The following is a 26,143-nucleotide window of genomic DNA, read 5'->3' on the forward strand; positions in this document are numbered from 1 at the left end:
CCAACTGTATTCACGAGATTTATAAGTAGTTGGTCCATAGAAACGGTTGTCTTTACCGTAATAGTAGTCCAGTCCGAATTCCGTCTTTAGTTTTAAATTGTCAATAACCTCCCAAGTAAAGCTACCATTATAGTTAAATGTTTGGCGATCTTGTATGCGGTCGTTATCAGTAACAGAAACTACCGGATTGGTTAGCTGCAATTCAGGGTCATAACCATCACTCAAATCCGTAAAATTGAATGGAGTGTAAATCATAACGTTTTTCATGCGAGAGTCTGCACTAGATACTTCTTTTTTAGACTCATTTGCACCTGCACCACTAATCTTTGTATTTGAGAAACGGGCAGAGAAATCTAAAGATACTCGTTTGTTAGGTTTGTGGTTTAACTTTAAGCTTAAGTTATCACGCTTGAAATCGGAGCCTAGCATAATTGCTTTATCATCCATATGGGCGTAATTAAAAGAAAACTTAGTTTTATCGCTACCACCGCTGATGCTTATGTTATGATTAAAGGTGTGTCCGGTACGTCCAAATACTTGATCTTGCCAATTATTGGCTTCTACATTGTCGTAAAGATCAATATCTTGGTAGTTTCCTAGTACTTTTGTATAGTCATCCGGATTAATTTCATCATATTTTCCGCTGTTTAGCATAGCTAATTCATACTGCCATCTGGCATAGTCCCCAGAAGAAAGTGTATTCAACTGTTTAGTCATCTTCTTCCACGAATAATAGGCATTGTAATTCACGGAGATTTTTCCTTCTTTTCCACCTTTAGTAGTTACAATAATTACACCGTTTGCACCACGAGAACCGTAGATAGCGGTAGAAGAAGCATCTTTTAAGACTGTCATGTCTTCAATATCTGATGCGGGAATGTCTGTAATGGATTCGACAGGGAAACCATCTACAATAAATAAAGGTGTATTATCGCCCGTAATGGATCCTCCACCACGTACGCGAATCTTCATTTCTGCATCCGGAGAACCTTCGGTGGTTGTGATTTGTACTCCAGCCATCTTACCTGTTATAGCTTCCACTACTGAGGCTACCGGAACGGCTGCTATTGCATCAGCATTAACCGAAGCAACTGAACCTGTAAGGTCTTTCCGTTTAGCGGTACCATAACCGATAACTACTACTTCTTCCAATGCTTTGGCATCGTCAGACAGTGTGACTTCAATCTTACTTTTACCTTTGATTGCAATCTCTTGTGTTTTCATACCTATATAAGATATGAGTACACTTGCGTTGGAAGGAACCTTTAGAGAGAAATTACCATCCAGGTCTGTTATTGTCCCGTTGGTTGTATTTCCTTTTTCTACGATGGAGGCACCAATAATAGGTTCTCCGCTTGTGTCTTTCACATTACCATTTAAGGTAATTGTTTGCGCCGATACGCTTAGCGTTAATGCTGCAAAAATCATTAGCAACAGGGCGCGCATGTTTCTCATCTTTTTAGACATCTTTACAATTATATATTAGATTATTAAATTTTATGAGTTTTTCACTCCTACAAAAATAGATCATTGGGTATAATGGGATGTGTAATATTTGTTTTTACGATGGTATTTTTTGTTTTTCTAGCCTAAAACGAGGCTTTAGGGTTATTGTATTGGCTAAATGTGCCTTATTTTTATATTTAACAACAAGTTTTCTCTTTGGAGCCTCCTTTTGGAGGTCGATGTTATATACTTAATTAATAGATTTTCTTTGCATTGATTGCACGTAAATAGAAGTTTTTTGGGGATTGTTGAGCCTTGGTTATAAGCTAAAACTAGGAATATTGTTAGCCGCTCATTTTTAATTAATTGATTTTATTGTGTTATGGTTGATACCATAAAGTTACGATATGAACCTCTGTTGCGACTCTGTAGAAAGATGCTTATTCTATATATTCCTTATGATTTTATATGGGTCTATTAAATTTACTGCCTAACATGATTGGCTTATTTTTAAGATATATATCGAACCCTTTTATCTTTCATTACAATGTGATGTGATGTATTTAAGGCTTCTGGGTTGATTTTAGTTATGAAGTATGTTCCGAATCAGTCTGCTCTTGGCTTTTTGAAATTGAGAACTGTCTGTTTCTGAAGTTGTTTTTTTGATTTTTAATGAAGATCAGATGTTTTCTGATTCTGTTGTTTTGTTAGAGTTGGTTTGCTGTTAATGGGTTGTTATATAGTTGTTTGTATCTTTGTGTTTGGTTGAAAAATGATTATACTTTGCTGCCAAAAATGTGAACTTCGGCTAAAAAACAAAAAGTATGAGGTGAAAAACAAATATTGCACATGCCCGCTTGCCTATTAATCTACTTTTGTAGCGATGAAAAATGCCTTATGGAAATTTACGGAATTAATCAAACAAAAAACCATTAATTAATAAACATGCAAAGAATGTCTAACAAGGTGAAAAACATGCGCGCCTTGCTGATGTTGCTATTTACAGCGATATCACTAAACATGGCAGCGCAAACAATTACTGTAAAAGGTAATGTGAAAGACACCAGTGGAGAACCTGTTATTGGAGCCTCCATTGTAGAAAAAGGAAATACAACCAACGGTGCAATAACTGATTTGGATGGAAACTTTTCTATTAAAGCTGACGGTAAGAAAACACTGGTGATTTCATACATCGGTATGAAAACTCAAGAGATTGCCATCCAAGGTCGAAAAACAATTAGTGTACAGATGTCCGATGATTCTAAAGCATTGGACGAAGTGGTAGTAATTGGCTATGGTACTGTTAATAAAAGGGACTTAACGGGTTCCGTAGCTTCGGTTAATGCTAAAGATTTGGCATCTGTCCCCGTAGCTAGTGCTACTGAGGCTCTTACCGGAAAACTTGCCGGTGTAAGTGTAACTACAACCGAAGGTGCCCCCGATGCGGACGTGAAAATTCGCGTGCGCGGTGGTGGATCTCTATCTCAGGATAACTCTCCTTTATATATAGTGGATGGTTTTCCTGTTTCAAGTATTAGCGATATTACTCCTTCTGAAATTCAGTCTATTGATGTGCTGAAAGATGCGTCTTCTACTGCTATTTATGGAGCTCGTGGTGCTAATGGTGTAATTATTGTGACTACTAAGAGCGGTAAAGAAGGTAAAACGCAAGTCGATTTTGGAGCTTCTTTTGGTATTAAAAAAGTATCTAGGTTGACAAAGGTCTTGAGTCCTTACGATTTCGTAGCTTATCAACGTGAAATCGGCTCTTTAGATTATGGTAACTATGATGATATGGATATCTGGCGTTCAGTTGAAGGAGTCGATTATCAAGATGAGATGTTTGGGCGTACCGGAAATCAGCAACAGTATAATGTGAATGTAAGCGGTGGTTCGAAGCAGTTCACATACAATGTTAGTTATGCTCATAATGAAGAAAAAAGCATTATGCTTAATTCCGGATTTAAGAAAGACAACATCAATGCTAAGATTAAAGCCGAATTGAGCAATTGGATGACTTTAGATTTTAATGCTCGCTTAAGCTATTCTACCGTTGACGGTTTGAGTGGTGGTGCTGATACGAACGAATCGAATGCTGCTAACTCAACTGTAGCCAATGCGGTCGTATTCCGTCCGGTCACTTCTTTAAAATATGGGGATGATGACGAAGAAAACAATGCGGCACTGCAAAAGACCCCCTTGGAACGTTTGCTTGCTACTGACAAATTGCGTAGTACTTTCAATCAGAACTATAATGTAGGTTTAAACTGGAAGCCGTTTAAGAACTGGACTTTCCGTTCGGAGTTTGGATATGGATGGAAGTATGACGATTCAGAACAATATTGGGGAACTGATGCTGTGGGTAATTCCAAATATGGATACAACGGCCAGCCGCAAGCGTACTTGGGAAGAGAAACAACTAAGAACTGGCGTAATGCGAACACGTTGACATACGATAACAAAAAGTTATTCAACGGTCGTGATAAACTGAACGTATTACTGGGGCATGAGGTTAGTAGTAGCCAAAAGAAGTCGATAGAGAATGTTTCTGTTGCTTTCCCGGTTACCATGAATTTCGACGATATGAAAGCTAACATGGGTTCGGGTAAGGCTCTAGCTAATCAATCAAATATTGCGGCAAAGGAAAACATGTTATCCTTCTTTGGACGCGTGAACTATACCATGATGGATCGATATTTGCTTACTGCTACTGTACGTACAGACGGATCAAGCAAGTTTGGCTCCGGCAATCGTTGGGGAGTTTTTCCTTCATTAGCATTGGCATGGCGCGTTTCCGATGAAGCTTTTATGAGCAATACACATGATTGGTTGTCTGCTCTGAAACTACGTTTAAGCTTTGGTACTGCCGGTAACAACCGCATTAGTTCAGGCTTACTTGCTACTACTTATTCTTTGGGAGGTAATGACGCTCGTAATCCGTTCTTTGATGGCGAGAGTACTACCATGTTGGAACATGGAACCAATCTCTACAATCCTGATTTGAAATGGGAAACAACAGTTACTCGTAACCTCGGTATTGATTACGGATTTTGGAATAATCGCATCTCGGGTGCTATTGATCTGTACTGGAATACGACCAGAGATTTACTTATGCGTACGGAAATCCCTTCTCTTTCGGGATATAACTATCAGTATAAGAACTTTGGACAGACCTCGAATAAGGGTGTAGAGATGACTGTGAGTACTGTCTTGGCTGATCGGAAAAACTTCGGTTTAAATTTCAATCTTAATATAGCATACAATCGTAACCGTATTGATAAGCTGAATACGGACTCTCCTTGGCAAAGTAGCAATTGGTCTGGAAGTACCATTGCTAAATATGAAGACTTCCGGGTTGAAAAAGGTGGACGCTTAGGTGAAGTATGGGGCTATAAAACGAATGGATATTATACAGTCTATGATCCGGTAAGCAATCCCACAGGTGAATTGGTTTGGAGAGGTAGTGAATGGGGCGTGAAAGATGGCATGCTTGATAACAGTTCCACAATTACGGGCGGTAAATACTACCCGGGTGGTTTAAAGTTGCAGTGTGATGAAAACGGCGATCCGATTAAACAACGTCTGGGTAATACAATGGCTCCGGTAACGGGTGGTTTTGGAATAGATGGTCGTTGGGGGAATTTTGATTTTAATGTTTTCTTCAATTATTCGGTTGGTAACGTAATTATCAATGGAACGAAGCTTGCTTCTTCATTCCGTTCGGGATCGAAAAACGGTTATAACCTGAATAATGATTTCAGACTATCTAATCGTTATACTTGGATCGATCCGGAAACTGGTCTAAATCTATCTTCCAGTTCTACCGATGTTTTAAATACTTATGGTGATATGACAACAGCCGGCTTGCGCCTTAATGAACTTAATGCCCATGCTAATATGTACAATCCGGCTAGTGCTACCACGATGCAGCTGACAGATTATGCCGTAGAGAAGGCTTCTTTCTTACGTTTGAATAATGTTACTATCGGATATTCTTTGCCGAAATCGATTGTGAGAAAAGCTTTCATACAGAATGTGAGAGTGTACCTGACAGGATATAATATTTTCTGTTGGACTAACTATAGCGGTGCGGATCCCGAAGTGATACTAGTAGCAAAAAAAATGCGATGACTCCGGGAGTAGACTATGCTGCGTATCCTAAGAGCCGTACATATGTTGGCGGTATTAATATTACATTCTAATTAAACTTAAAAGATTGATCGTATGAAAATATATAAACTGTTATTTCTAGGATTAGGTTTGACAACGATGTCTTCCTGTTCCGATTTCTTAGATCAGACTTCGCCGTCTGAACTGGATAATGGGGCAACTTTTGATAATACTTACTACACTGAACTGGCATTAAATAAGGTCTATGGTAGTTTAACGCAAGATCAGACCTACTCTAACTTCATGCCTATTATTGCCGGAACAAATACCGATTGCGAGTTAATTGACGGATTAGGTGCTGACGCAAGCAATACGTCAAGCGAACGCGGTAACATGAATTATAACATGAATCCGGGATGGGCACAGATCGCTAAGGTCTGGGATGCTATGTATGGAGTTATTGAAAATGCGAATCTGGTTGTTGATGGCGTAAACAAGAGTCAGCTGCTACAACAAGGAGGCAGCACTCGCAATACGATGTTGCGTTTCCAGGCTGAAGCTAAAACATTACGTGCAATGGTCTATTTCGACTTAGTACGTTTATTTGGTGATATTCCTTTTAAAACAGAATCATCGAATAGTAATTTGTCTAATGTGTATATTGGAAAGACTGATCGTGACGCAATCATGGATTCATTGATCGTCGATCTTAAGGAAGCTATTGCGTACTTGCCTTGGGCTGGTGTTGATGGGTATACGACAGAACATGTAACCAAAGGATACGCTCACGGTTTATTGGCTAACATCGCTATGACACGTGCCGGTTATGTAATTCGTGAACAAGCAAAAGAAGGTTATGTTAATGGACAAAATAGTGATCCTAATTATCCGACTCAGCGCTGTAGTGATGAAAAGCGTAAAGAACTCTATCAGTTGGCAGAAAAGCATTTAGTGGCAGTTATAAGTTCCGGTAAACATCAGTTGAACTCTTCGGTAGAAGAATACTGGCGCTTGATGAATATCAGCAACTGGATCAAACTTATCAGGAAAACTTATTTGAAATTCCGATGGGTTTGAATAAGAGTGGAGAGTTAGGATATACGATTGGGTATCGCGTGAATGGTGTCAGTGCACTGTTTGGTCCCAAAGGAAATTCATCCGGTAAGCTTAAACTGACTGCTCCTTATTATATGTCGTTTGTTGATGGAGATATTCGTCGGGATATGACATGCGCTATTTCACAGCTTGGTACCGATAAGAATACAAATGAATTTAAGGAATCGATGTTGGGTAATACTCCATTTGCCTTGTATTGCAGCAAGTGGGATTATCGGAAAATGATGGAGAATAAGACTTGGTATGCTGCTGTGTTGGCAAGTGATCAGAAAGTTAGTTCAGGTATTAATGTCGTAAAAATGCGTTATCCGCAGATTCTGTTAATGTATGCTGAAGTTGTGAACGAATTGCACGGAAAAGATGCAGCGGCAGCTGGTTGTTCATTGACAGCGACCGGAGCTTTAAAAGAGATACATGATCGGGCCTTTGCTGCTTCCGACAAACGTGAAACTGCTTGGAACGAGTTGATGCAAAAAGAATTCTTCGATGCAATTGTTATGGAGAATGCTTGGGAATTGGCGGGCGAGGGAGTACGTAAGTACGATCTAATCCGTTGGAACTTATTGAGTGAAAAGATCGACGAGTTTAAGACTACGTATACAAATGCGGTATACAATGCTACTTATCCTAAATATGTGAACTTTAAGTATCGCACTGATAACCCGATGTATATTGATATGACTTCTCTTGTTTTTGGAAATAAAGTGGGAGGTGAATATCAAAATAAAGCCTTCTTTGGTGCTGAAACAGATGATAGCAGTCAGAAGAACCTGAAGGTTAATTTACCAAGTATCTCTTCCGGACTGAACAATGCTGTGAAGAACCGTTATCTGTTGCCGATAGCTTCGACAACGATTTCAACATCAAACGGTAAGTTGCATAACTCTTACGGTTATTCAGATTAATCTTAAAATAGCAGAATAATGAAAAATATAAAGAATATATTAAGATCAGGAGTTTGTATGCTCCTTGCTTCTCTAGCTGTATCCTCTTGTACAGATAAAAGTGATTGGGATGTCGATTCTTCTCATAGCCGTCCTTTTGGAACTGATGAAAATGGAATCAGTCTGGAGTCGGATGCCGCAGTAGCTAGAGCTATTGTAACATGGAGCGCTACTTCGAGTGTAGATTATTATGTTATCGAAGTTAGCCCAAATCAATTCACCAATGAAACACCTATGGGAGAAGAAGGAAATGGTAGCTTGGTATTTGGTACGGATCCTGCCAATCGCATCAAACAATCTCCCTATACGATGGATAATCTGAATGTAAATACGACATACTATTTGCGTATTAAATCGGTTTCCGGTGATAAAGAATCTCGTTGGGTTATTTATAAAAAGACATTTAAAACTGTTGATAAAGAATCCATTTTAAATGTTCCGTCTGCTGAAGACTTGCCCGAAGGAGAAGGAAAGGTACATATGTCTTGGGAAGCAGGATTGGCAGTTACTCATTTTGAAATATTGGAGACTGGTGCCTCAGAAGCTACAACACGGAGTATTTCTCAGGCTGAAGTCGCTCTTGGACAGGCATGGGTTGAGAATTTGAAGTCATTTAGTGAGTATACCATAACGATCTATAACGGTACAAATCCACGCGGTTCGCAAGTCGTTACAATCCCAGGCTTAGAAATTGCATCTGAAATAACCAATATAACAGCTAACTCTGCGATCTTCTCTTGGGAAACGAGGGTTAATGTTGATGAGTATGCTTGTGTCCTTTCAACTGAAGGAGTACCTGCGTCCGGAACAAAATTATCTCCATCCGAAATAGCTGCACATAAAGTTGCTATTACAGGCTTGGCATCCAGCACAGAGTATACAGCTTATGCTTTTGCAAATGGTTCTATCTGTTCACGTCTCACCTTTACAACTAAGAAAGGCAAACCGGCTGGATATACTGAAATGTCTTGGGAAGATGCTATGGCGAATTGGGATAATCTTGCAGGTAATGTGTTGATTAACCTATCCGGAGCTGGTCTTAAATTGGAGAAGGAAAGTGTTTCGGCTGGTGTTAAGAATCTAATTTTATGGGGAGATAATCAGGAAGAACAAGTTGATTTGGAAGTAGCAAAAGGATTGGGAGCAACGGGTATCTGTGAAAAGATCGAGTTCCATAACCTAAATCTTATAGACGCGGGCAATACGACTTTAATTTATCAGAACAATGCACAAGGTTGTGTTAAACTGTTTGAAGTATCATCTTCTACAATAACTAATATTCGCGGTATTGTCCGTATGAATGCTAGTACATCAGATGCAATGACTGTGAAAATAGATGATTGTATTATAAACGGATTGGGAAGTCAAGCGACATCCAATCATTACGGTTTACTACTTTCTGACAAGGTGACTTTAAATGCTGTTAACTTAGTGGTAACCAACACTTCGTTGATTGCGGCCAAAGGTACCACTGCTTCTCAGTTTATAAGAACTAAATCAGGTCAGACTGGTACCGTAACAATCAAAGATTGCACGTTCTATAATATGTCTTCAAATGATGCCTTGTTTAGAGATACAAAAACCTTAGATGTAACGGTTACCACTACCCTGTTTGCTCAGGGAGGAGTAAGACCATTCTATAATACAGCTTCTGTTTCTGCTAATCTGAATGTGACAGGTTTGTATAAATCTTCTGATTTTGCATTCTCTGCAACTGATTGGGGGAAAACATATATCGATATTCCTCTGACTTCAGATCAGCTATTTCCTCGTGGGGCAAACGGTGATTTGACGTTCGGCACGGATGTTCCTGCGGAATATAGAGTTGGTGACCAACGTTGGAATAAATAAGGATTAAAAGACTTGAGATTCTCCGTAAAGTACGTGAATCCTTACGGAGAATCTTTCTTAAAAAAAGAACAATGATGAATACAAAAATAATTAATATAGCAAACAAATACTTGCTTCTATGCTTGTTGGTGTTTACGGGCTTTGCTTGTGACGATAAAGATGATAAAGAAGACACAAGCATTCCTGTGCTAATTTCCCAGAACATAGAAGAAGGAGCCGTAGTAGGGCCGAATGGATACGTGGAACAGGTTTTTAGCAAAGCAATGCGTCAGGCACCGGATACGGAAATCTATTTCAATGGAGGGGTAGTACGTGTAACGATCAATTACGAGAAAGTACGCTATACCTTTTCTAACATGGAAAATAAGGCATGTACTTTTGAAATTCCTGCCGGTGCTTTGACCGATATGCAAGGAAGAGCATACGATGAAGATTTCTCCGTAAACTTTACGGCTAAATCAGAAGTTGCAGGAACCGGTAAAGTTTTTGATGCGATAGTCGATTCCAAAGGAAACGGTGATTTCACTTCTATTCAGGCTGCCATTGATGCAGCTCCTTTCGAATTAACTGCTCCTTACAAGATCTTCATTGCTAATGGTACGTATACCGAATGTATTCGGGTACTTAAAAATAAATCGTATATCCACTTGATAGGTGAAAGCCGTGACGGAGTAAAGATTCAGTTTGCTCTGAACCGGGTAAGTGAATCGACTAATATGGTCACTTGGCATATTCTATTTTCAATGAAGATTCTTCTCATCGCAAAGCTGGTTATACTGAAGAACAGAATGCGGTTGTAATAGTAGAAGGAGCAGACTTTTATGCAGAAAACGTTTCTATCATTAACCTTTATGGCGCATTACCTAGTCGGTATACAGGAGGTTTAGGAAAAGACGGACAAGCTGAGGCTTTGATAACGCGGAATAACCGTTTCGCTTTGTACAATTGCGTTCTTGTCTCTTTCCAAGATACTTGGTGGTGTCGTCATAGCAGTGGTTCGGAGAATCTGGCTTATATATTCGATTCTCAGATCGAAGGTCGTACCGATTATATCTGGGGTAGTGGTAATATCTTTGTTGAAAACAGTAAGTTTCTTAATACGGGTGATGGAGCCTATATCACCGCCTCCGGTGAAACGGGTACTTGGGGATATGTCATGAAGAACTGTACGGTAGATGGTGTAAGTGGTATTACTCCCTTCTCATTTGGGCGTCCGTACAAACAGGGAACAAAAACTGTTTGGATTGATACTCAACTGAAAATGGATATTATACCTGCGCATTGGTCATCCTGGTCAAGTCTTCCTGCTCTTTATGGTGAATATAATACTATAGACAAGAATGGCCAAGTGATCTCTACCGAAGGGAAGGTTGTTGGTAGTGGAAACTCTGCCTTTACCAGTTCCGTACTTACTTCCGAAGAGGCTGCGAAATACACCTATGATAAAATCGTGAAAGCTAGCGGATGGAACCCTCAAGAGTATATAGAAACACCTCTTGCTACTCCAACTAATGTGAAACTAACAGATTATGTTTTGACGTGGGATGCGGTACCTAATGCTGCCGGCTATCTGATTTTTATGAATGGTAATTATGCCGGGCAAACAACGGATACTACCGTGACATTAAATAACGTTGGTTCAGATAACGTTTATACTGTGAGAACAGTAAGTCAGAATGGTACAGTAAGCGAATAAGTAAATATGATAAAATAAAGAGTTCTTTGTCACATGATCTGCTGGTTTAGCATATGAGACAAAGAACTCTGTCTTTATAATTAAGGATAAGATATATGCTTAAATTAATAAAAGTAACGTGGCTATGCTTCTGTCTGATTACTCTATCGGTAGCTTGTAGTAGTGAAGATCCGAAGACTCCTGACGAAACACCGGGGCAAAGTACAGATAATGGCGATACAGACAATGAACCGGATGGACCTCGTGACGCTTTTCCGGGTGCTTACGGTGCCGGGCGTTATACAACCGGTGGTGCGGGAGGTACTGTTTATACAGTCACTTCGTTGGAAGACAATACGACCAAAGGAACTTTGCGTTATGCTTTAACTCGTTCGGGAAAACGCACGATCGTGTTTGCGGTTAGTGGTTTGATACAGCTGAAAAGCGAGTTGAAAATAACTATTGGAGATGTTACAGTTGCCGGTCAGACTGCACCAGGAGATGGCATCTGTTTAAAGGGATATCCGGTTTCTGTACAGGCCGACAATGTAATCATCCGTTTTCTACGTTTCCGTATGGGAGCAGAAAGTCTTACTGCCGAAGAGGCTGCCGGAGCTGATGCCTTTGGGGGAGGAATCGCAAGGATATCATGATCGATCATTGTTCGATTAGTTGGAGTACGGACGAATGTGCTTCTTTCTATGATAACACAAATTTCACGATGCAATGGTGTATACTTAGTGAAAGTCTGGCCAATTCTATCCATGGAAAAGGATCACATGGTTACGGAGGTATCTGGGGAGGCTCTCCGGCAACATTCCATCACAACCTAATTGCTCATCATAGCAGTCGCACACCCCGTTTATGCGGTAGCCGTTATACCGGAAAACCGGAGAATGAAAAAGTAGACTTGCGCAATAACGTCTTTTATAATTGGGGACCAACCAATGGTGGATATGCCGGAGAGGGAGGAAGCTATAATTTTGTGAATAACTATTATAAGCCCGGGCCTTCCACCAGTACGAAGAAGAGTATTGTTAATCGTATCTTTCAGCCTAACAGCGATGACGGAACGCAAGCAAACGTCAAAGGTACATGGGGGATTTACCATGTAAGTGGAAATTATTTCGATGATACATGTCCTCAAATAGAATCGACATATAAAACCCTTTTGGCTGCCGTTAATTCAGATAACTGGGTAGGATTACAACCAAAGGATTCCGAAAATCTACCGTCAGGAGGAAAGACAGCCATTCAATCGGATAAAGAATTCGCAATTAGTACTGACGCTTCCGAATATACACAGTCTGCTAAAGACGCTTATGAGTCTGTCTTGAGTTACGTAGGTGCTTCATTGAACCGGGATGCTGTAGATAACCGAATTATAAACAATGTTATCAATGGTGATTATACCGCTCAAGGAAGTAATGGAGGCACGAATGGGATTATTGATAGTGCCGAAGATGTAGGAGGTTGGCCTGATTATAAAGAAGAGACCGGACTCAAAGATACGGATGGCGACGGTATTCCAGATGCGTGGGAAACTGCGAACGGACTAAATCCGAATAGTGCGGCTGATGGTTCGAAATATACATTGAGCAAAACGTATACGAATTTGGAGGTTTATCTCAATAGTTTGGTACAGGCATTATATCCAAAAAAATAAATACTTTGAAGAAAGAGAATATGAAAAGAAAGAAATCCTTGTTTTATCTGGCTATGCTATTTGGTGTAGCCGGTATGTGTATGTCGTGTTCTTCGGATAGTCCTACAGATGATAACGGAGGAGGGGATAATACGGGAGGTAATAATTCCACCGGTATTAAACAGCTGGATTATGGAGAACTCCTCGCTTTTCCTTATGCCGAAGGCCACGGACGTAATACAACCGGAGGCCGTGGAGGAAAAGTTTACCGTGTAACAACGCTTGATGACGATACAAATGGAAATACAAGTGGAAGCTTCCGATGGGCATTGAAGCAGGATGGTCCTAAAACCATCGTTTTTGATGTGTCGGGAACTATCTACCTTAAAGCAGAATTGAGAACTCAGAAAGATAATCTGACGATAGCCGGCCAAACATCACCGGGAGGAATTTGCATAGCCGATTATCCGTTTACCATTAACTCGAATAATGTCATTATCCGCTTTATGCGTTTTCGTCCCGGAAATAAAGATGTGGACTGTGATGCACTGGAGGAAGTGATAAACAAAATATTATAATCGACCATTGTTCTGCCAGTTGGGGGACGGATGAATGTATATCTGTTTATGGTATGCAGAATTCTACGGTACAGTGGTGTTTAGCTGCGCAAGCTCTGCGGGTAAGTGATGTAAAGCTTGCAGCAGCTGGTGGAAAATTCGCATCTCATGGATATGGTGGTAACTGGGGAGGTAATAACGCTTCTTATCATCATAACCTGATAGCTCATTGTGAAAGCCGTGTTCCTCGTCTCGGCCCTCGCTATACGACATTGGCATTAAATAACAATAACGGTGAACGTGTCGATATTCGTAATAATGTTTTCTATAATTGGGGAGGTGAAGGTTGTTATGGAGGTGAAGCTCAACACGTCAATATTGTAGGTAACTATTATAAACCGGGACCTGGTACCGATCAAGCTAAGAGTGGCCGTTCCTATCGCATTGCGAAACCGGATGTATATCCCATTGATTATTCTGGGAAAGATAAATATGGTCTATGGCTTCAAACTTGGGGTAAGTTTTATATCAATGAGAATAAAACTGAAGGAAATACAGCAGTAACACAAGATAATTGGACGAATGGCGTGTTTGCTCAAATGGATAAAAATAATTGTGCAACTGATGCGCTCTGGAATCAGCATCAACAGATTCGCGCCAATGCGTTGGTAGTAGAAGCCGGACGAGTAACAACTCACACAGCGGATGACGCCTATGCGCGAGTCTTGGAAAGCGTTGGAGCATCTAATTATCGGGATAAAGTAGATGCCCTAATCGTAAACGATGTTGCGAACCGAAAGGCTAGCTGTACCGGAGATGCAAGTCGATGGAGTGGTTTATCCGGATATTCGCAAAATAAATCAGGATATATCAATGCTCCTACAGATATTATCACTACTTTAGGAATATCCAATCCGTATGATGTATTAACAACTGTGGCTAGTCCGAACTTGAAAGATACCGATGGAGATGGAATTCCCGATTCTTGGGAAGAAGAGTATGGTTTGAATCCTAAGAAATCAGCCGATGGGAAAGAGACCACTGTTGATAAGAATGGGAAATATACCAATCTGGAAATGTATCTCAATAGCTTGGTACAGGATATCATGGTGAAAGGAGCTTCCGGAGGGAAGGTTATTGAATAACTGTTTGTTTTATACAAAAACCGAATAACATGAAAAAGATTGCATTAGTTCTTTATTGTTCAGTGATTGCTTTGTCTTCAGCTGTTGCGGGTGAAGCAAATTTAAAAGAGCATCCTGTACCCGATCGATCGAAGGTCGCCGCATTTCCGGGTGCTGACGGTGCTGGGAAATATACGCTTGGCGGTGCCGGTGGTGAAGTCTATACAGTAACTTCATTAGCTGATGACGGATCAGAGGGAACACTTCGATGGGCAATAAGTAAGAAAGGTCCTCGTACGATTGTTTTCGCTGTCAGTGGAATCATTGAGTTGCAAAAACCTCTGAAACTGAATAACGGCGATGTTACAATTGCCGGACAAACGGCTCCGGGCGATGGCATTTGTCTGAAAAACTATACTTTCTCTATTCAGGCAGACAATGTTATTGTTCGTTTTATCCGCTCACGTATGGGAGTAGATATTAAGCAGAAAGGTGATGACGCAATGAACGGAACCAAGCCTCAGCGAAATGTGATTATCGACCATTGTTCCATGAGTTGGAGTACAGACGAATGCGCGACTTTTTATGATCTCCACAATTTTACGCTTCAGTGGTGTATAATAAGTGAGAGTCTGGCCAATTCCATTCATGAAAAAGGAGCACATGGCTATGGAGGCATTTGGGGTGGACAACCAGCCACCTTCCATCATAACCTGCTTGCACATCATACAAATCGTACTCCTCGTCTTTGCGGAAGCCGTTATACGGGAAAGCCGGAAGACGAGAAAGTTGAATTGTTCAATAACGTAATTTATAACTATGGTAGCGACGGAGCTTATGCCGGTGAGGGAGGTTCCTATAACTTTATCAATAATTATTATAAGCCCGGACCTTTTACTGCGACAAAGGGATCGTTTAAACGTCTATTCACAGCTTATGCAGATGACGGTAAAAACCAGAACGAAGCTGGTGTTCATGGAATCTTTTATTTCAATGGTAACTATATAGACCCGACTTGTTCTAAGTTGACGGATAAACAAAAGGAAGCGCTTTATAAAGTCAATATGGATAATTCTTTTGGCTTGGTTATAAAAAACGATTTCACGACAGAAAAGGAGATCTTAACTAAGAAGGCCTTTGATATAGCCGAACATTCTTCGCTGCAATCGGCCAAGAAAGCTTATAAAGACGTGCTTCAATTCGCAGGTGCTTCTCATCGTCGAGATGTAATTGATCAGCGAATTGTGGAAGAGACTCGTAAAGGGACTTATACCTACGAAGGATCTCACGGAAGTACGAATGGGATGATTGACCAACCGTCGGATGTTGGCGGATGGCCTGAATATAAGTCTTCAGCTGCTCTTATTGATAGTGACGGTGATGGTATACCTGATGAATGGGAGAAGAAACATAATCTTGATCCGAACAATGCCGGGGATGGAGCAAAGTATACCTTGAGTGCAGAATATACCAATCTGGAAGTGTATATGAATAGTTTAGTTGATTTTGTATTTCCGAATAAGTAAGTAACTCAAAATCATGGAAAGGGGAGAACTGGTAAAAAGCAGTTCTTCCCTTTTTCATTGAAAGTTATTCGCTTGGCTATGTGAAGTCCGGGTTGGCATTTAGCTATTTTTCTCTTTTCTTCCGATTCGGCTTTATTGGAAGCGTGTCGATTTGTTGGGAGATTCTAGTGTCCTTTATTCATGCGATAGTGTGGAAAATGGGTTTCCTGCCTCTATTTTCCCCCTTTTCTATCAGTTTTTCCCCTTTCATTTACTTTCTTTTGAGGATTTTTGCATCAAATTCAGAGTGCGACCATTCTGTATTATATCTTAAGAAACCTTTGCAGTGTTAATTTTAAACTAATAGTATGAAACTAAAATCAAAGAAACTGGAAAACAGTTGGACTTTGTGGCTACTGGCGTTTTTGCTTATTCCGCTAGGGGTGTCTGCACAAAGTATTATCAGAAAGAGAAAAACGATAGATTCGATAGGAGACCTGCGTGTTGGGGCTCTCAATGTGTTGTGATAATATTTAGCATAAGCAGTCTTTACCTAATGCTTATGTAGATGATCTTTTGTTAAACTAAATGTTTTATTATGAATTTACGTATGGAAAAAAATGTTAGAAGTATGAAAAGTAAACTTCTCTTTTTGCTGACACTATTCTTGATGGTGTCTGCAGGAGCGTTTGCCCAGGGCATTGCTGTGAAAGGTACTGTACTGGATTCGGCGGGTGAAGTCGTCATAGGCGCTTCCGTTATAGAGAAAGGTAATACGAGAAATGGAGCTATCACCGATTTGGATGGTCACTTTAGACTGACTGTTCCCAAAGGGAAAAAATTAGTAGTAACTTTTGTCGGCATGGAGTCACAAGAAGTGGATGCCGTTGCCGGAAAAGAGTTGGTAATTACATTGAAAGATGACTCGAAAGCACTCGATGAGGTAGTCGTTATTGGTTATGGAAGTAAGGCACGTAAGGACTTGACGGGTTCCGTCGGTTCTATTTCGGGTGTTAAGCTCGCTGCCGTACCCGTAAATTCAGCGGCTGTTGCTTTGCAAGGAAAGATTGCCGGTGTGCAGGTAACTACGGTCGATGGTGCGCCGGGTGCGGATATCAACATTCGTGTTCGTGGGGGTACATCGGTAACACAGAGTAACGATCCACTTTATATTGTCGATGGTTTTCAAGTAGACAATATCAATGACATTCCTCCCACGGATATTGCTTCGATTGATGTATTGAAAGATGCCTCTATCACAGCTATTTATGGTGCAAAGGGAGGTAATGGTGTAGTTGTCGTAACGACTAAATCTGCTAAAGCAGGAAAGATTCAGGTAAGTTTTAATGCACAACTTTCTACTAGCCACTTGTCTAAGAAGTTGGAACTGATGGATGCTTTTGATTTTGCGCGTTATCAGTACGAGTGGCATGCATCAAATGGTGCCCGCTCTTCTAACGCTAAATTCTTCCGTTCAAACTTTGGTAACCCAAACGATCTCGACATGTACAAGAGCTTGCATACTTACGATTGGCAAGACGAAGTCATGGGTGAGAATCCTTTGAACTACTCTACCAATGTAACTGTTGGCGGAGGTAACGACAGAATGCGTTTTAATTTGTCTCTTACTCAAAGTGAGGATAAAGGTATTATTATGGGTTCGGGCGTACGTCGTACAAACTTGAATATCAAGACAGCCATTGACATATCTAAAAATCTGACTTTACAGATTAATCCTAAGTTCTCATTCCGTCGTGATGAAGGTGCAGGTGGGGATAATATCGGTACCGGTGGTATCATCGATGTGCTTCGCTATCGTCCGACTAACGGTTTGCGTGAATTTGGATATATCGACCCTTCGTATGCCGATCCGGATGAAGAAGAACTATTCACATATACCAATCCGAAGAGTGATATTAGCATCAATCAACAAAAAAAGTATTCGTATGATTATACGAATGCGATATCTTTAGACTATAGGCCCATCAAAGGACTTGTACTTCGTTCCGAAGCGACTATTGGTTTGATGTGGAAAGACCAAAATCGTTTTTGGGGTGCACTGACAAGCGAAGGCCAGAACAATAACTCTCTGCCTCTAGCAAAGATTGAAAAGAATCAGGTTTTTAGATATATGTGGACCAATACGGCTTCTTATGCTTTAACATTAAATGAGAAGCATGATTTGTCATTTCTTTTAGGACAGGAAGTTTCTCACAGCCAAAATAAGCAGAATATCCAGGAAAATCGTTACTTCCCTCGTGCGTTCGAGGCTGAACAGGCGTGGAATAATATGGGATTCGGTACTCCGAAATCATCCACTACTTCAACTTCTACACCTGATCGTTCTGCTTCTTTCTTTGGGCAGGCCAGTTATAACTATGATCATAAGTATTTGCTCTCTTTAACAATGCGTGCCGACGGTTCGACTAAGTTCGCTCCGGGCAATCAATGGGGGTATTTCCCATCTGTAGGTGGTGCATGGGTCATTTCGGAAGAGGACTTTATGAGTGACATTACCTGGCTGGAACAATTGAAACTTCGTGCTGCCATAGGTTTGGTAGGTAATAATCGCATTAACAATGACATGTGGCGTTATTTGTATTCTATTAATTCAAGTGGTGGGCCGGGTTTTGGTGAAAATACGCAATTCGGAGAACAGTGGTATGGTAATCAGGGCGGTAGCAAATTTGCCAATAAAGATATTAAATGGGAAACTACATTAACCCGTAACATTGCAGCTGACCTAACTCTTTTCGGTGGTCGCTTGACCATTACTCCTGAATTCTATTGGAATACCACCAAAGATTTGCTTTATAGTTCAGACATATCATCGTCTATCGGTTATGTAAGCCAAATGCAAAACATTGGCCAGGTAACTAATAAAGGTATCGAGTTGAGTATATCCGGTGATATTCTTAGAGGTAGAGATTATGTGCTTTCGGGAAACTTCTCTTTGGGAAAGAACAAGAAGAGAGTTGATAAACTGAATGGTACAGATAATGTCATCTGGGAACAAAACGACCGTTGGAAGTCGTCATACAACGACTATTGCTTAAAAGTCGGTGATGAGGTCGGTTTGATTTATGGCTTTGTGTACGATGGTATTTATTCGATGGATGAATTCTATTTTAGTCCGACAAACAACTACCAAGCTCTTCCTTGGGGTTCTACTGCTGCTCAAAATGGAACATCACAAGACCAGCCACTAGTTGACGCAAACGGTGTGACACATAATAAAACGGTTATCAACACCATTTCCGGTGACTCAAATTCGGGTATTGCTACACTACCCGGTAAGGTTAAGTTTAAAGATTTGGACGGTGACGGATTAATTACAGAAGCGGATCGTACTGTTATTGGTAACACGAATCCTAGGGTTCAAGGAGGTTTCGGTTTAAGTGGACAGTGGAAGAACTTGGATTTTACAATGAACTTCAATTATATGCTCGATTTTGATGTGAACAATGCAACAGCATATCAGCTCTCTTCTTCTGAAGGTAATAAGAATAAATTTTATAATTCTCTTTCTAAGTTTGCTGATGCAGGATGGCGCTACACCCGCGACTCTGATGGTGAAACAATGTATAAGTGTTACTTTATTGATAACTCGGTATCTATGTATGGTGCGCTGAATGAGGGACGTACGCTTTGGAATCCATCAGACGTGACCAAGAAGATTACTCACTCTTACTTTATTGAAGACGGTTCGTTCTTGCGTTGTCAAGACCTGACAATCGGTTATACGTTGCCGGCACAACTGACTTCTAAATGGGGTATCTCGAAAGCTCGCTTCTATGTGTCTACATCGAACCTGTTTATAATTACAGGGTACTCCGGTTACGATCCTGAGGTCGATGTGCAGACAGGCTTGACTCCCGGTATGGACTATAATCGTTACCCGCGTAGTCGTAGCTTCGTGATTGGAACCAATATTACATTCTAAAAAACTGAAGGAAAAATGAAACTAAGAAATATCATATTAATAGGTTTGACCGGTATGACTTTGGCTCATGCAACGACTTTCTTGATGTGGATTCTCCGTCAAGCTATAGCGAGGAATTCGTGTTTACGCAAAAGTCAGAGATGAATCGTGTTCTTAATGGGGTTTACGCTTCCATCTTGGTAAATGACCTTTATGGCAATGCTTACCAGAGAACGTTTGTTCTGAATAGTGACGTAGATATGCAAATCTTCACCGGTAGCTCAGATTCTCCAAGCGATTATGCCTGTTTTAACTGTAACGATCAGGGTAGTGAAATCGATAAGTTCTGGAAAGCTGGTTATAAGGCAATTGAAGATGCTAATCGTTTTATTTACGGTATGGAAAATAGCAAACTTTACAACGAAAAAGATGCAGAGTTGATGCAAATGATAGGCGAAGCGAAATGCCTTCGTGCTATGGTTTACCACGACTTGACAGTAATGTTTGGTGATGTTCCTTTCACTTTTACGGCTGCTGCTCAGTTGGGGAATGACTATGTAGTGCCTGTTACCAAACGGGAAGATATCCAAAATAACCTGATTAAAGATTTGGAAAGTATTGCTCCGAAAATGAACTCTTCGAGTAATGTAACAGTTGAGCGCGCATCCAAAGAATTTGCTTGGGCACTGATAGCTCGTATCGCCTTGAGTGCAGGCGGTTATTCGCTTCACCCGGTAGCAGACAATGCTAGCAGCTATGGAGTAATGAGTCGTCCGCAAGACTATCAGGCGTACTATCGCATTACGAAAAACTATACAGATTCGATAATCAAACACAGTAAACACTCCTTAGGGGACTCTTATAGCGATGTGTTTGTAAAAGAGAGTAATTTTAATTTGATTACTAACGGTGATCCTATTTTTGAAATACCTTTCGCAAAGGAGTCTACGGGTAACACAGGCTACATCCAAGGTCCTACATCAACAGCTAACGCAGGGTACACCTTGGGTAAGAATGTTTGGGGAGCTTCAAGTGGTAATGGTCGTTTAAGTGCTTTTTATCGCTACTCATTTAAGGAGAACGATAAACGTCGAGACTATTTAAATGGCCTTTGGTACTACGGTAACGCCGACAAGAGCCTAACGCAAGATTCCTGTTTGATTCGTGCCGATTATACAGTGCACAACAATAAATGGTCAAAGCTGTGGGCTAATTCGGGACAATTCGTCAATTCGAGTGCAGGTAGCACAGGTATTAATTACCCATATATGCGTTTTGCAGATGTATTGTTGATGCATGCGGAGGCGGTCAATGAGTTGGACGGACCTACAGCTGAAGCGCAAGAGTCGCTACGCAGAGTTCGTGAACGTGCATTTGACGATAAAGGGCTTGTTGCTGCTTACGTTTCTGAAGCAGCTTCTTCTAAAGAAGATTTCTTGAATGCTGTTCTCGATGAGCGTAAGTGGGAGTTTGCGGGTGAGAATATGCGTTGGCGCGACCTTGTTCGCAACAACCTTTACGCACGTGAAGTAGTTTACAGCTTCCTACGCTATTTGTCAGTTGCACTCGGAAATGCAGGTGCTTATACCGGCTTCGAAGATGAAATAGCTGAGCATGATGGTAGCTATTACTTAGATAACTTACCTGAAGAGATGTATTACCATGTTTTGCCGCAGAATGCAGCGTGGAAAGTGGATCCAAGTGCAGTGTATGGTTATCCCTATCCTAATAAAACGCTTGATATACTTTACATTTACAATCCATACAAAAGTGCGAGCAGACCTGCCACATCCCTTGTAGGTTTCGAGGGTAAAACATGGTTAACGGCTTCTTTCTATCAATGGCAAAGTGATTCTGAACCGACTAACCAATGTAAGTATTCGTTCTATGGTTATATTCGTCGTAATACAACCGGTGTAATTGAATTGGTAAAGGATGCCACTACAGTACCACTTGGAGATAAAATTCCGGAAATCAGTGAATTGCCTGTTGTGCGCTACATATTACCTTATCCTAATGCGGCTATTCAACGCTCTGCCGGTGCATACAAGAACTATTATGGTTACAAATAATTATAAAGAAAGAAATCGATTTATGAAAAAATATTTGTTATATACTCTAGCGATACTGTCAGCCTTCTCATTTAGCTCATGTAGCGATGATGATGGATCATCATCGACGACAAACCGAGAGTGGATGACTATGTTTATCTGTGATAATAATCGTGGTAAAGGAGATGATTATCCTTACAATAGTGGCATAGAGGGAGTCAATGGAAATGACATTCATCTCTATTGGTACGGTGTGAATGACTGTGCCGGTTTTCAAATTCGTCAAGCACTCCAACCCAATGTATCAGGAGGAGCGGACGCTTGGGGTTCATCGGCCGATAACGGACTGTTGTTGTTGGATACTATCGTTGGTCCGGATGTACTCGACTTGGTCATTAAAAACCAGCAGTACTCTACCGATTTCCGTTTTGCTATCCGCGTGCTTTCTAAAAAGGATGATAACAAAACTGATTTTTCGCATGCCTCTAAATGGTATGGGCACGGAGACGGTAGACAATGGGCGGAGTATCTCGGCATTACGACTTCCGACCGTTACGCTACTCCATTCTGTGTATATGTAGATGCTTCTAAGACTACAGAAACTACTATGCGTGTAATGTTGAATCGTAAGTTTAGTACTGTTAGCGAAGGTGTCTCTGCTGACGACCAACTTGTATATCGTGAAAGATTTGAGATGGATGGTGAGAACTTCGTTTATCAATGGTTGGAAGTTGAAGCTTCTCCTAGCAATCCTAGCTCTACTGTAGGCGAGAAATGGAAAAAATACAAATTGTCCGAAGAAGACTTTGAAAGAGGGTATGTTGAGATTGACGGTCTTCAAAAGAACTCGGTTTACGTAATTAACGTGCGTAACGAGAATGTGAAGGTTAAATGGGATGCCTATTATAATACTTACTCTTCCCGTTCGGATGGTGAGCCGGGTGCACCGATTGAGGTAACTCATAAGGTTACTGCTCCGGAGCGCGATTACTTTGATACACAAGAAGCTTATGATGCTGCAATGGTGGAATACGAAGTTGCTTTGAAATACGATGCAATGCGTATTGATTTCATGTTGACTGACTTTATTTCTGATGTAGACCTTGCTGAAGGACAGGAATACTTGTTGGAGGGTGGAAAAACCTACTGCATCTTTAATAACCTGACTACTTGTAAGGGCTTTGTTCTTCGCACAAAACCCGAAGATGTGGCTGCCGGCAAGCGTGCTAAAGTATTGCTTGGTGGTATGTATACAAAAGGTACCGATGTCGTTTCCGCGAATCTTGTATTCGGTCGTCAGCCGCAAGCCGGTGAAGGCGGTGAAGTCTACATGAAGATGCTTGAATTCCATGATATAGACTTCGACTGTCCGTTGGCTCGTAATTATGGTGACGTAGAAGCAGGTCTAGGTGGGGCCACAGGTAATTACTTCATCAATATGTACTCGAATGGCATGGCGGTGCATTTGGAAGATTTGGTAATCAAAAATTGTACTTTCAAACGCATGGTTCGTGGTTTCATTCGTGAACAAGGTGTGAATTACAAAATTTGGGATAACGTATTGATTGAAGATAATCAATTCTTTGACTGTGGTTACCATACCAATGGTGCCGGAGGCTATAACTGGGTAGCCGGTTCGGGTAATAATGCAAACTCTAATCTTTACAAGAACTTTGTAGTTCGCAATAATACGTTCTTCGACTGTCCGTTTCCATCGTTCTTTAACGAAACCCAAACTAAGTTCGAATGGAAAGCTGGCGCGTGGAATATTACATTCGAAAATAATACGCTGGTTAACTGGAATACACGTGCTGCCGGAAATGTCTTCAACATGCGCAGGCTTCCTGATGGTAGTGTGTTTAATGTGAAGAACAACTTGATTATATTAACAAAAAAAGATGGTGATCCTCGTGATATGGTAATGGGTGGAGCTGATATACGTAACACAGCGACCATGGACGATGGTATAGCAGGGCATGTGACTTTGAATTTTGGAAACAACTATTCAACTAACACATTCTTGACCAATGGACAAATATTCAGCACAAATGCTTGGAACTCTACTAAGAACAACTTTGGCACTTTGGTGAGCAATCAATCTGCAACACTGAATGGATCTTTAGATGTGCTTGCAGATGATATCTCACCAACCGAATTGATGGTGAGTCCTAATCCTCCGCATGTAGCAAGTGGCAAGGCAGCTGGACAGTTTATGCATCGTGCAGACGCGTTAGATGGTACAGGTGGATCAGATGGAGCTAACCTTTACTACAACAAAACAGACAAGGTGTTTAATTCAGCGATTTACAAAAATAATGTTGGTGATCCGCGCTGGAGAAAATGATGTAGCGGTAAGTACGCAATAACATTTAAACACAATTAGTGTTTCTCGACTTATTGTTCTGATTGTTAGGGTATAAGCTCAAAGGACTTGCATTCATCATGTGAGCCGGGCTTATACCCTAATTGAAAGAAGGAAGTTTGTTCTTGAAAATTCTCACAGAACTTACTGACTATTGAATAAAATCCCGTAGTTTTATCAAAGCAAACGACAAGGAGATAATGAGTTGGGTTATTGATGCTGTAAAACCCTATCGTTTTTGGTTTATATAAAAACAATCATATGGAAATATTATCTTATGTATAGAATAAATGTACTGTTTAGTATCCTCTTTTTGTTTCAGTTGACAGGAGGATTGAAGGTGAATGCTGCGTCAACTGTGGAATCTTCGGTAGAGACACGAACTATCGCTTTTCCCGGGGCCGAGGGCTTTGGTCGTTATGCGACCGGTGGACGTGGGGGAAAAGTGTACCATGTTACGACGCTTCAAGACGGTAACCACGAAGGTACATTCCGTTATGCAGTTGAGCAAGTGGGACCTCGTACCATCGTTTTTGATGTTGCGGGTACAATTTTTCTGGACAGCAAGTTGCAGATCGCCAATGGAGACCTGACAATTGCCGGTCAGACAGCCCCCGGACAGGGTATTTGTATAGCCCGTTATCCGGTAACTGTGCGTGGTGAGAATATCATCATTCGTTACTTGCGTTTCCGGGTTGGAAACGAATCGGGCGGTGAACCCGATGGACTGGGTGGCTCGGATAGCAAAAATCTGATGATCGACCATTGTACAATTAGTTGGTCGGTAGATGAATGTTGTTCGATCTATGGTAACGAGAACACCACTGTGCAGTGGTGTTTGGTGTCTGAAAGCCTTCGTACGGCCGGTCATGGAAAAGGTACGCACGGCTATGGTGCTATTTGGGGAGGAGTCAAAGCCTCTTTCCATCATAATCTGTTGGCGCATCATGACAGTCGCGCTCCCCGTTTGGGGCCTCACGCTACTACGCAGGATCGTGAGTATATGGATATGCGTAATAATGTGATCTACAACTGGGCGGGCAACGGTTGTTACGGTGCTGAGGCTATGAAAGTGAATATCGTTAATAACTATTACAAACCCGGGCCAGCCACTCCGAAAGGGCGACCAATTAGTTACCGCATTGCTTCGATTGGCATACGTACCACCAAGTATTGCAATCGTCCAGACGGCACTGTCAACCGTTGGAAACCGATGGAGCACGTTTGGGGAAGATTCTATGTGGATGGAAATGTGATAGTCGGTCATCCCGAGGTGACCAAGGACAATTGGACGAAAGGGATCTACGAACAGATAAACAATGAGAGTTGCGACAATCTATTTACCGATCAGGTGAAGAAAGAGATTCGGCTGACCTCTCCTTTGGAAACAGATGTGGTTACAACGCATACAGCCGAACAGGCGTATGAGCAAGTGTTAGCGTATGCCGGTTGCAGCAAACAGCGTGATATCATCGACGAACGCATTGTCAAAGAAACCCGAAACGGAACAGCCACTTATATAGGTAGTGTGACGCCCAACGCGAAGAATGCGCCCGGGCTGATCGATTCGCCGAACGATGTTAAGCCTGCCGGAGCATCCAGCGCATGGCCAGAGCTAAGCGATGGAGGAGTGAAAGCCGCTGATTTGTTAGACTCGGATGGCGATGGTATACCGGATGTTTGGGAGATAGCTCACAAACTCAATCCAAAGGATGCAGCGGATGGTAACGCGTTTAGCCTGAGCAAAGACGGATTTACCAACCTCGAAGTCTATTTGAATAGCCTGGTTGAAGAGATAACGAAGAAGCAGAATCGACCGGCATAAATATCAATCG

9 protein-coding genes and 5 pseudogenes are annotated in these 26,143 nt (G+C 41.2%); 13 read left to right on the forward strand and 1 reads right to left on the reverse strand.

All coding sequences use genetic code 11. From position 1 onward, the window contains the following. Positions 1-1,467: SusC/RagA family TonB-linked outer membrane protein (locus JCM10512_RS01975; RefSeq protein ID WP_044160259.1), on the reverse strand; the 1,467-nt coding region annotated here is incomplete at its 3' end. 924 nt (positions 1,468-2,391) lie between these two features. Between JCM10512_RS01975 and JCM10512_RS01980 the strand changes: the two are divergent. The 13 genes and pseudogenes from JCM10512_RS01980 (at position 2,392) to JCM10512_RS02030 (ending at position 26,133) form a co-directional block, all read left to right on the forward strand. Next, a pseudogene (locus tag JCM10512_RS01980) lies at positions 2,392-5,648 on the forward strand (SusC/RagA family TonB-linked outer membrane protein). Between the two features lie 22 nt (positions 5,649-5,670). Then, a pseudogene (locus tag JCM10512_RS01985) lies at positions 5,671-7,577 on the forward strand (RagB/SusD family nutrient uptake outer membrane protein). Between the two features lie 18 nt (positions 7,578-7,595). After that, positions 7,596-9,467: a DUF5123 domain-containing protein gene (locus JCM10512_RS01990; protein ID WP_044159925.1), complete on the forward strand. Its 1,872-nt coding sequence runs from the start codon at positions 7,596-7,598 to the stop codon at positions 9,465-9,467. A gap of 71 nt (positions 9,468-9,538) precedes the next feature. Beyond that, a complete protein-coding gene (locus JCM10512_RS24530; RefSeq protein WP_262482583.1) occupies positions 9,539-10,267 on the forward strand; it encodes a pectinesterase family protein in 729 nt (242 codons plus the stop codon). Next, positions 10,192-11,163: a pectinesterase family protein gene (locus JCM10512_RS01995; protein WP_262482584.1), complete on the forward strand. Its 972-nt coding sequence runs from the start codon at positions 10,192-10,194 to the stop codon at positions 11,161-11,163. The genes JCM10512_RS24530 and JCM10512_RS01995 overlap by 76 nt, the downstream gene beginning before the upstream one ends. Positions 11,164-11,258: 95 nt before the next feature. Then, positions 11,259-12,808, forward strand: a pseudogene (locus tag JCM10512_RS02000) (pectate lyase). Positions 12,809-12,828: 20 nt separating this feature from the next. Beyond that, positions 12,829-14,489, forward strand: a pseudogene (locus JCM10512_RS02005) (pectate lyase). Between the two features lie 29 nt (positions 14,490-14,518). Then, positions 14,519-15,994 (forward strand): pectate lyase, encoded by a 1,476-nt coding sequence (locus JCM10512_RS02010; protein ID WP_044159927.1) that lies wholly within the window; start codon positions 14,519-14,521, stop codon positions 15,992-15,994. Positions 15,995-16,341: 347 nt separating this feature from the next. Then, positions 16,342-16,500, forward strand: coding sequence for a hypothetical protein (locus JCM10512_RS22685; protein ID WP_158332172.1), 159 nt, complete (start codon positions 16,342-16,344; stop codon positions 16,498-16,500). Between the two features lie 104 nt (positions 16,501-16,604). After that, the gene (locus tag JCM10512_RS02015; RefSeq protein WP_244436838.1) at positions 16,605-19,916 is read left to right on the forward strand and encodes a SusC/RagA family TonB-linked outer membrane protein; all 3,312 of its coding nucleotides are present in this window, start codon (positions 16,605-16,607) and stop codon (positions 19,914-19,916) included. A gap of 15 nt (positions 19,917-19,931) precedes the next feature. Next, positions 19,932-21,967: pseudogene (locus JCM10512_RS02020) on the forward strand (RagB/SusD family nutrient uptake outer membrane protein). Positions 21,968-21,989: 22 nt separating this feature from the next. Then, the gene (locus JCM10512_RS02025) at positions 21,990-24,290 is read left to right on the forward strand and encodes a hypothetical protein (RefSeq protein ID WP_044159929.1); all 2,301 of its coding nucleotides are present in this window, start codon (positions 21,990-21,992) and stop codon (positions 24,288-24,290) included. 295 nt (positions 24,291-24,585) lie between these two features. Continuing rightward, complete coding sequence (locus tag JCM10512_RS02030; protein WP_244436840.1) at positions 24,586-26,133, forward strand: pectate lyase family protein; 1,548 nt, start codon at positions 24,586-24,588, stop codon at positions 26,131-26,133. Positions 26,134-26,143: the final 10 nt, after the last annotated feature.

The organism is Bacteroides reticulotermitis JCM 10512, from assembly GCF_000517545.1.
In the GTDB taxonomy this organism is placed as follows: domain Bacteria; phylum Bacteroidota; class Bacteroidia; order Bacteroidales; family Bacteroidaceae; genus Bacteroides; species Bacteroides reticulotermitis.

What these genes read in the sequence shown, in the direction of transcription:
- JCM10512_RS01990 (WP_044159925.1), top strand. Translation starts at nt 7,596, where the DNA reads ATGAAAAATATAAAGAATATATTAAGATCAGGAGTTTGTATGCTCCTT.
- JCM10512_RS24530 (WP_262482583.1), top strand. Translation starts at nt 9,539, where the DNA reads ATGATGAATACAAAAATAATTAATATAGCAAACAAATACTTGCTTCTA.
- JCM10512_RS02010 (WP_044159927.1), top strand. Translation starts at nt 14,519, where the DNA reads ATGAAAAAGATTGCATTAGTTCTTTATTGTTCAGTGATTGCTTTGTCT.
- JCM10512_RS22685 (WP_158332172.1), top strand. Translation starts at nt 16,342, where the DNA reads ATGAAACTAAAATCAAAGAAACTGGAAAACAGTTGGACTTTGTGGCTA.
- JCM10512_RS02015 (WP_244436838.1), top strand. Translation starts at nt 16,605, where the DNA reads ATGAAAAGTAAACTTCTCTTTTTGCTGACACTATTCTTGATGGTGTCT.
- JCM10512_RS02025 (WP_044159929.1), top strand. Translation starts at nt 21,990, where the DNA reads ATGAAAAAATATTTGTTATATACTCTAGCGATACTGTCAGCCTTCTCA.
- JCM10512_RS02030 (WP_244436840.1), top strand. Translation starts at nt 24,586, where the DNA reads ATGTATAGAATAAATGTACTGTTTAGTATCCTCTTTTTGTTTCAGTTG.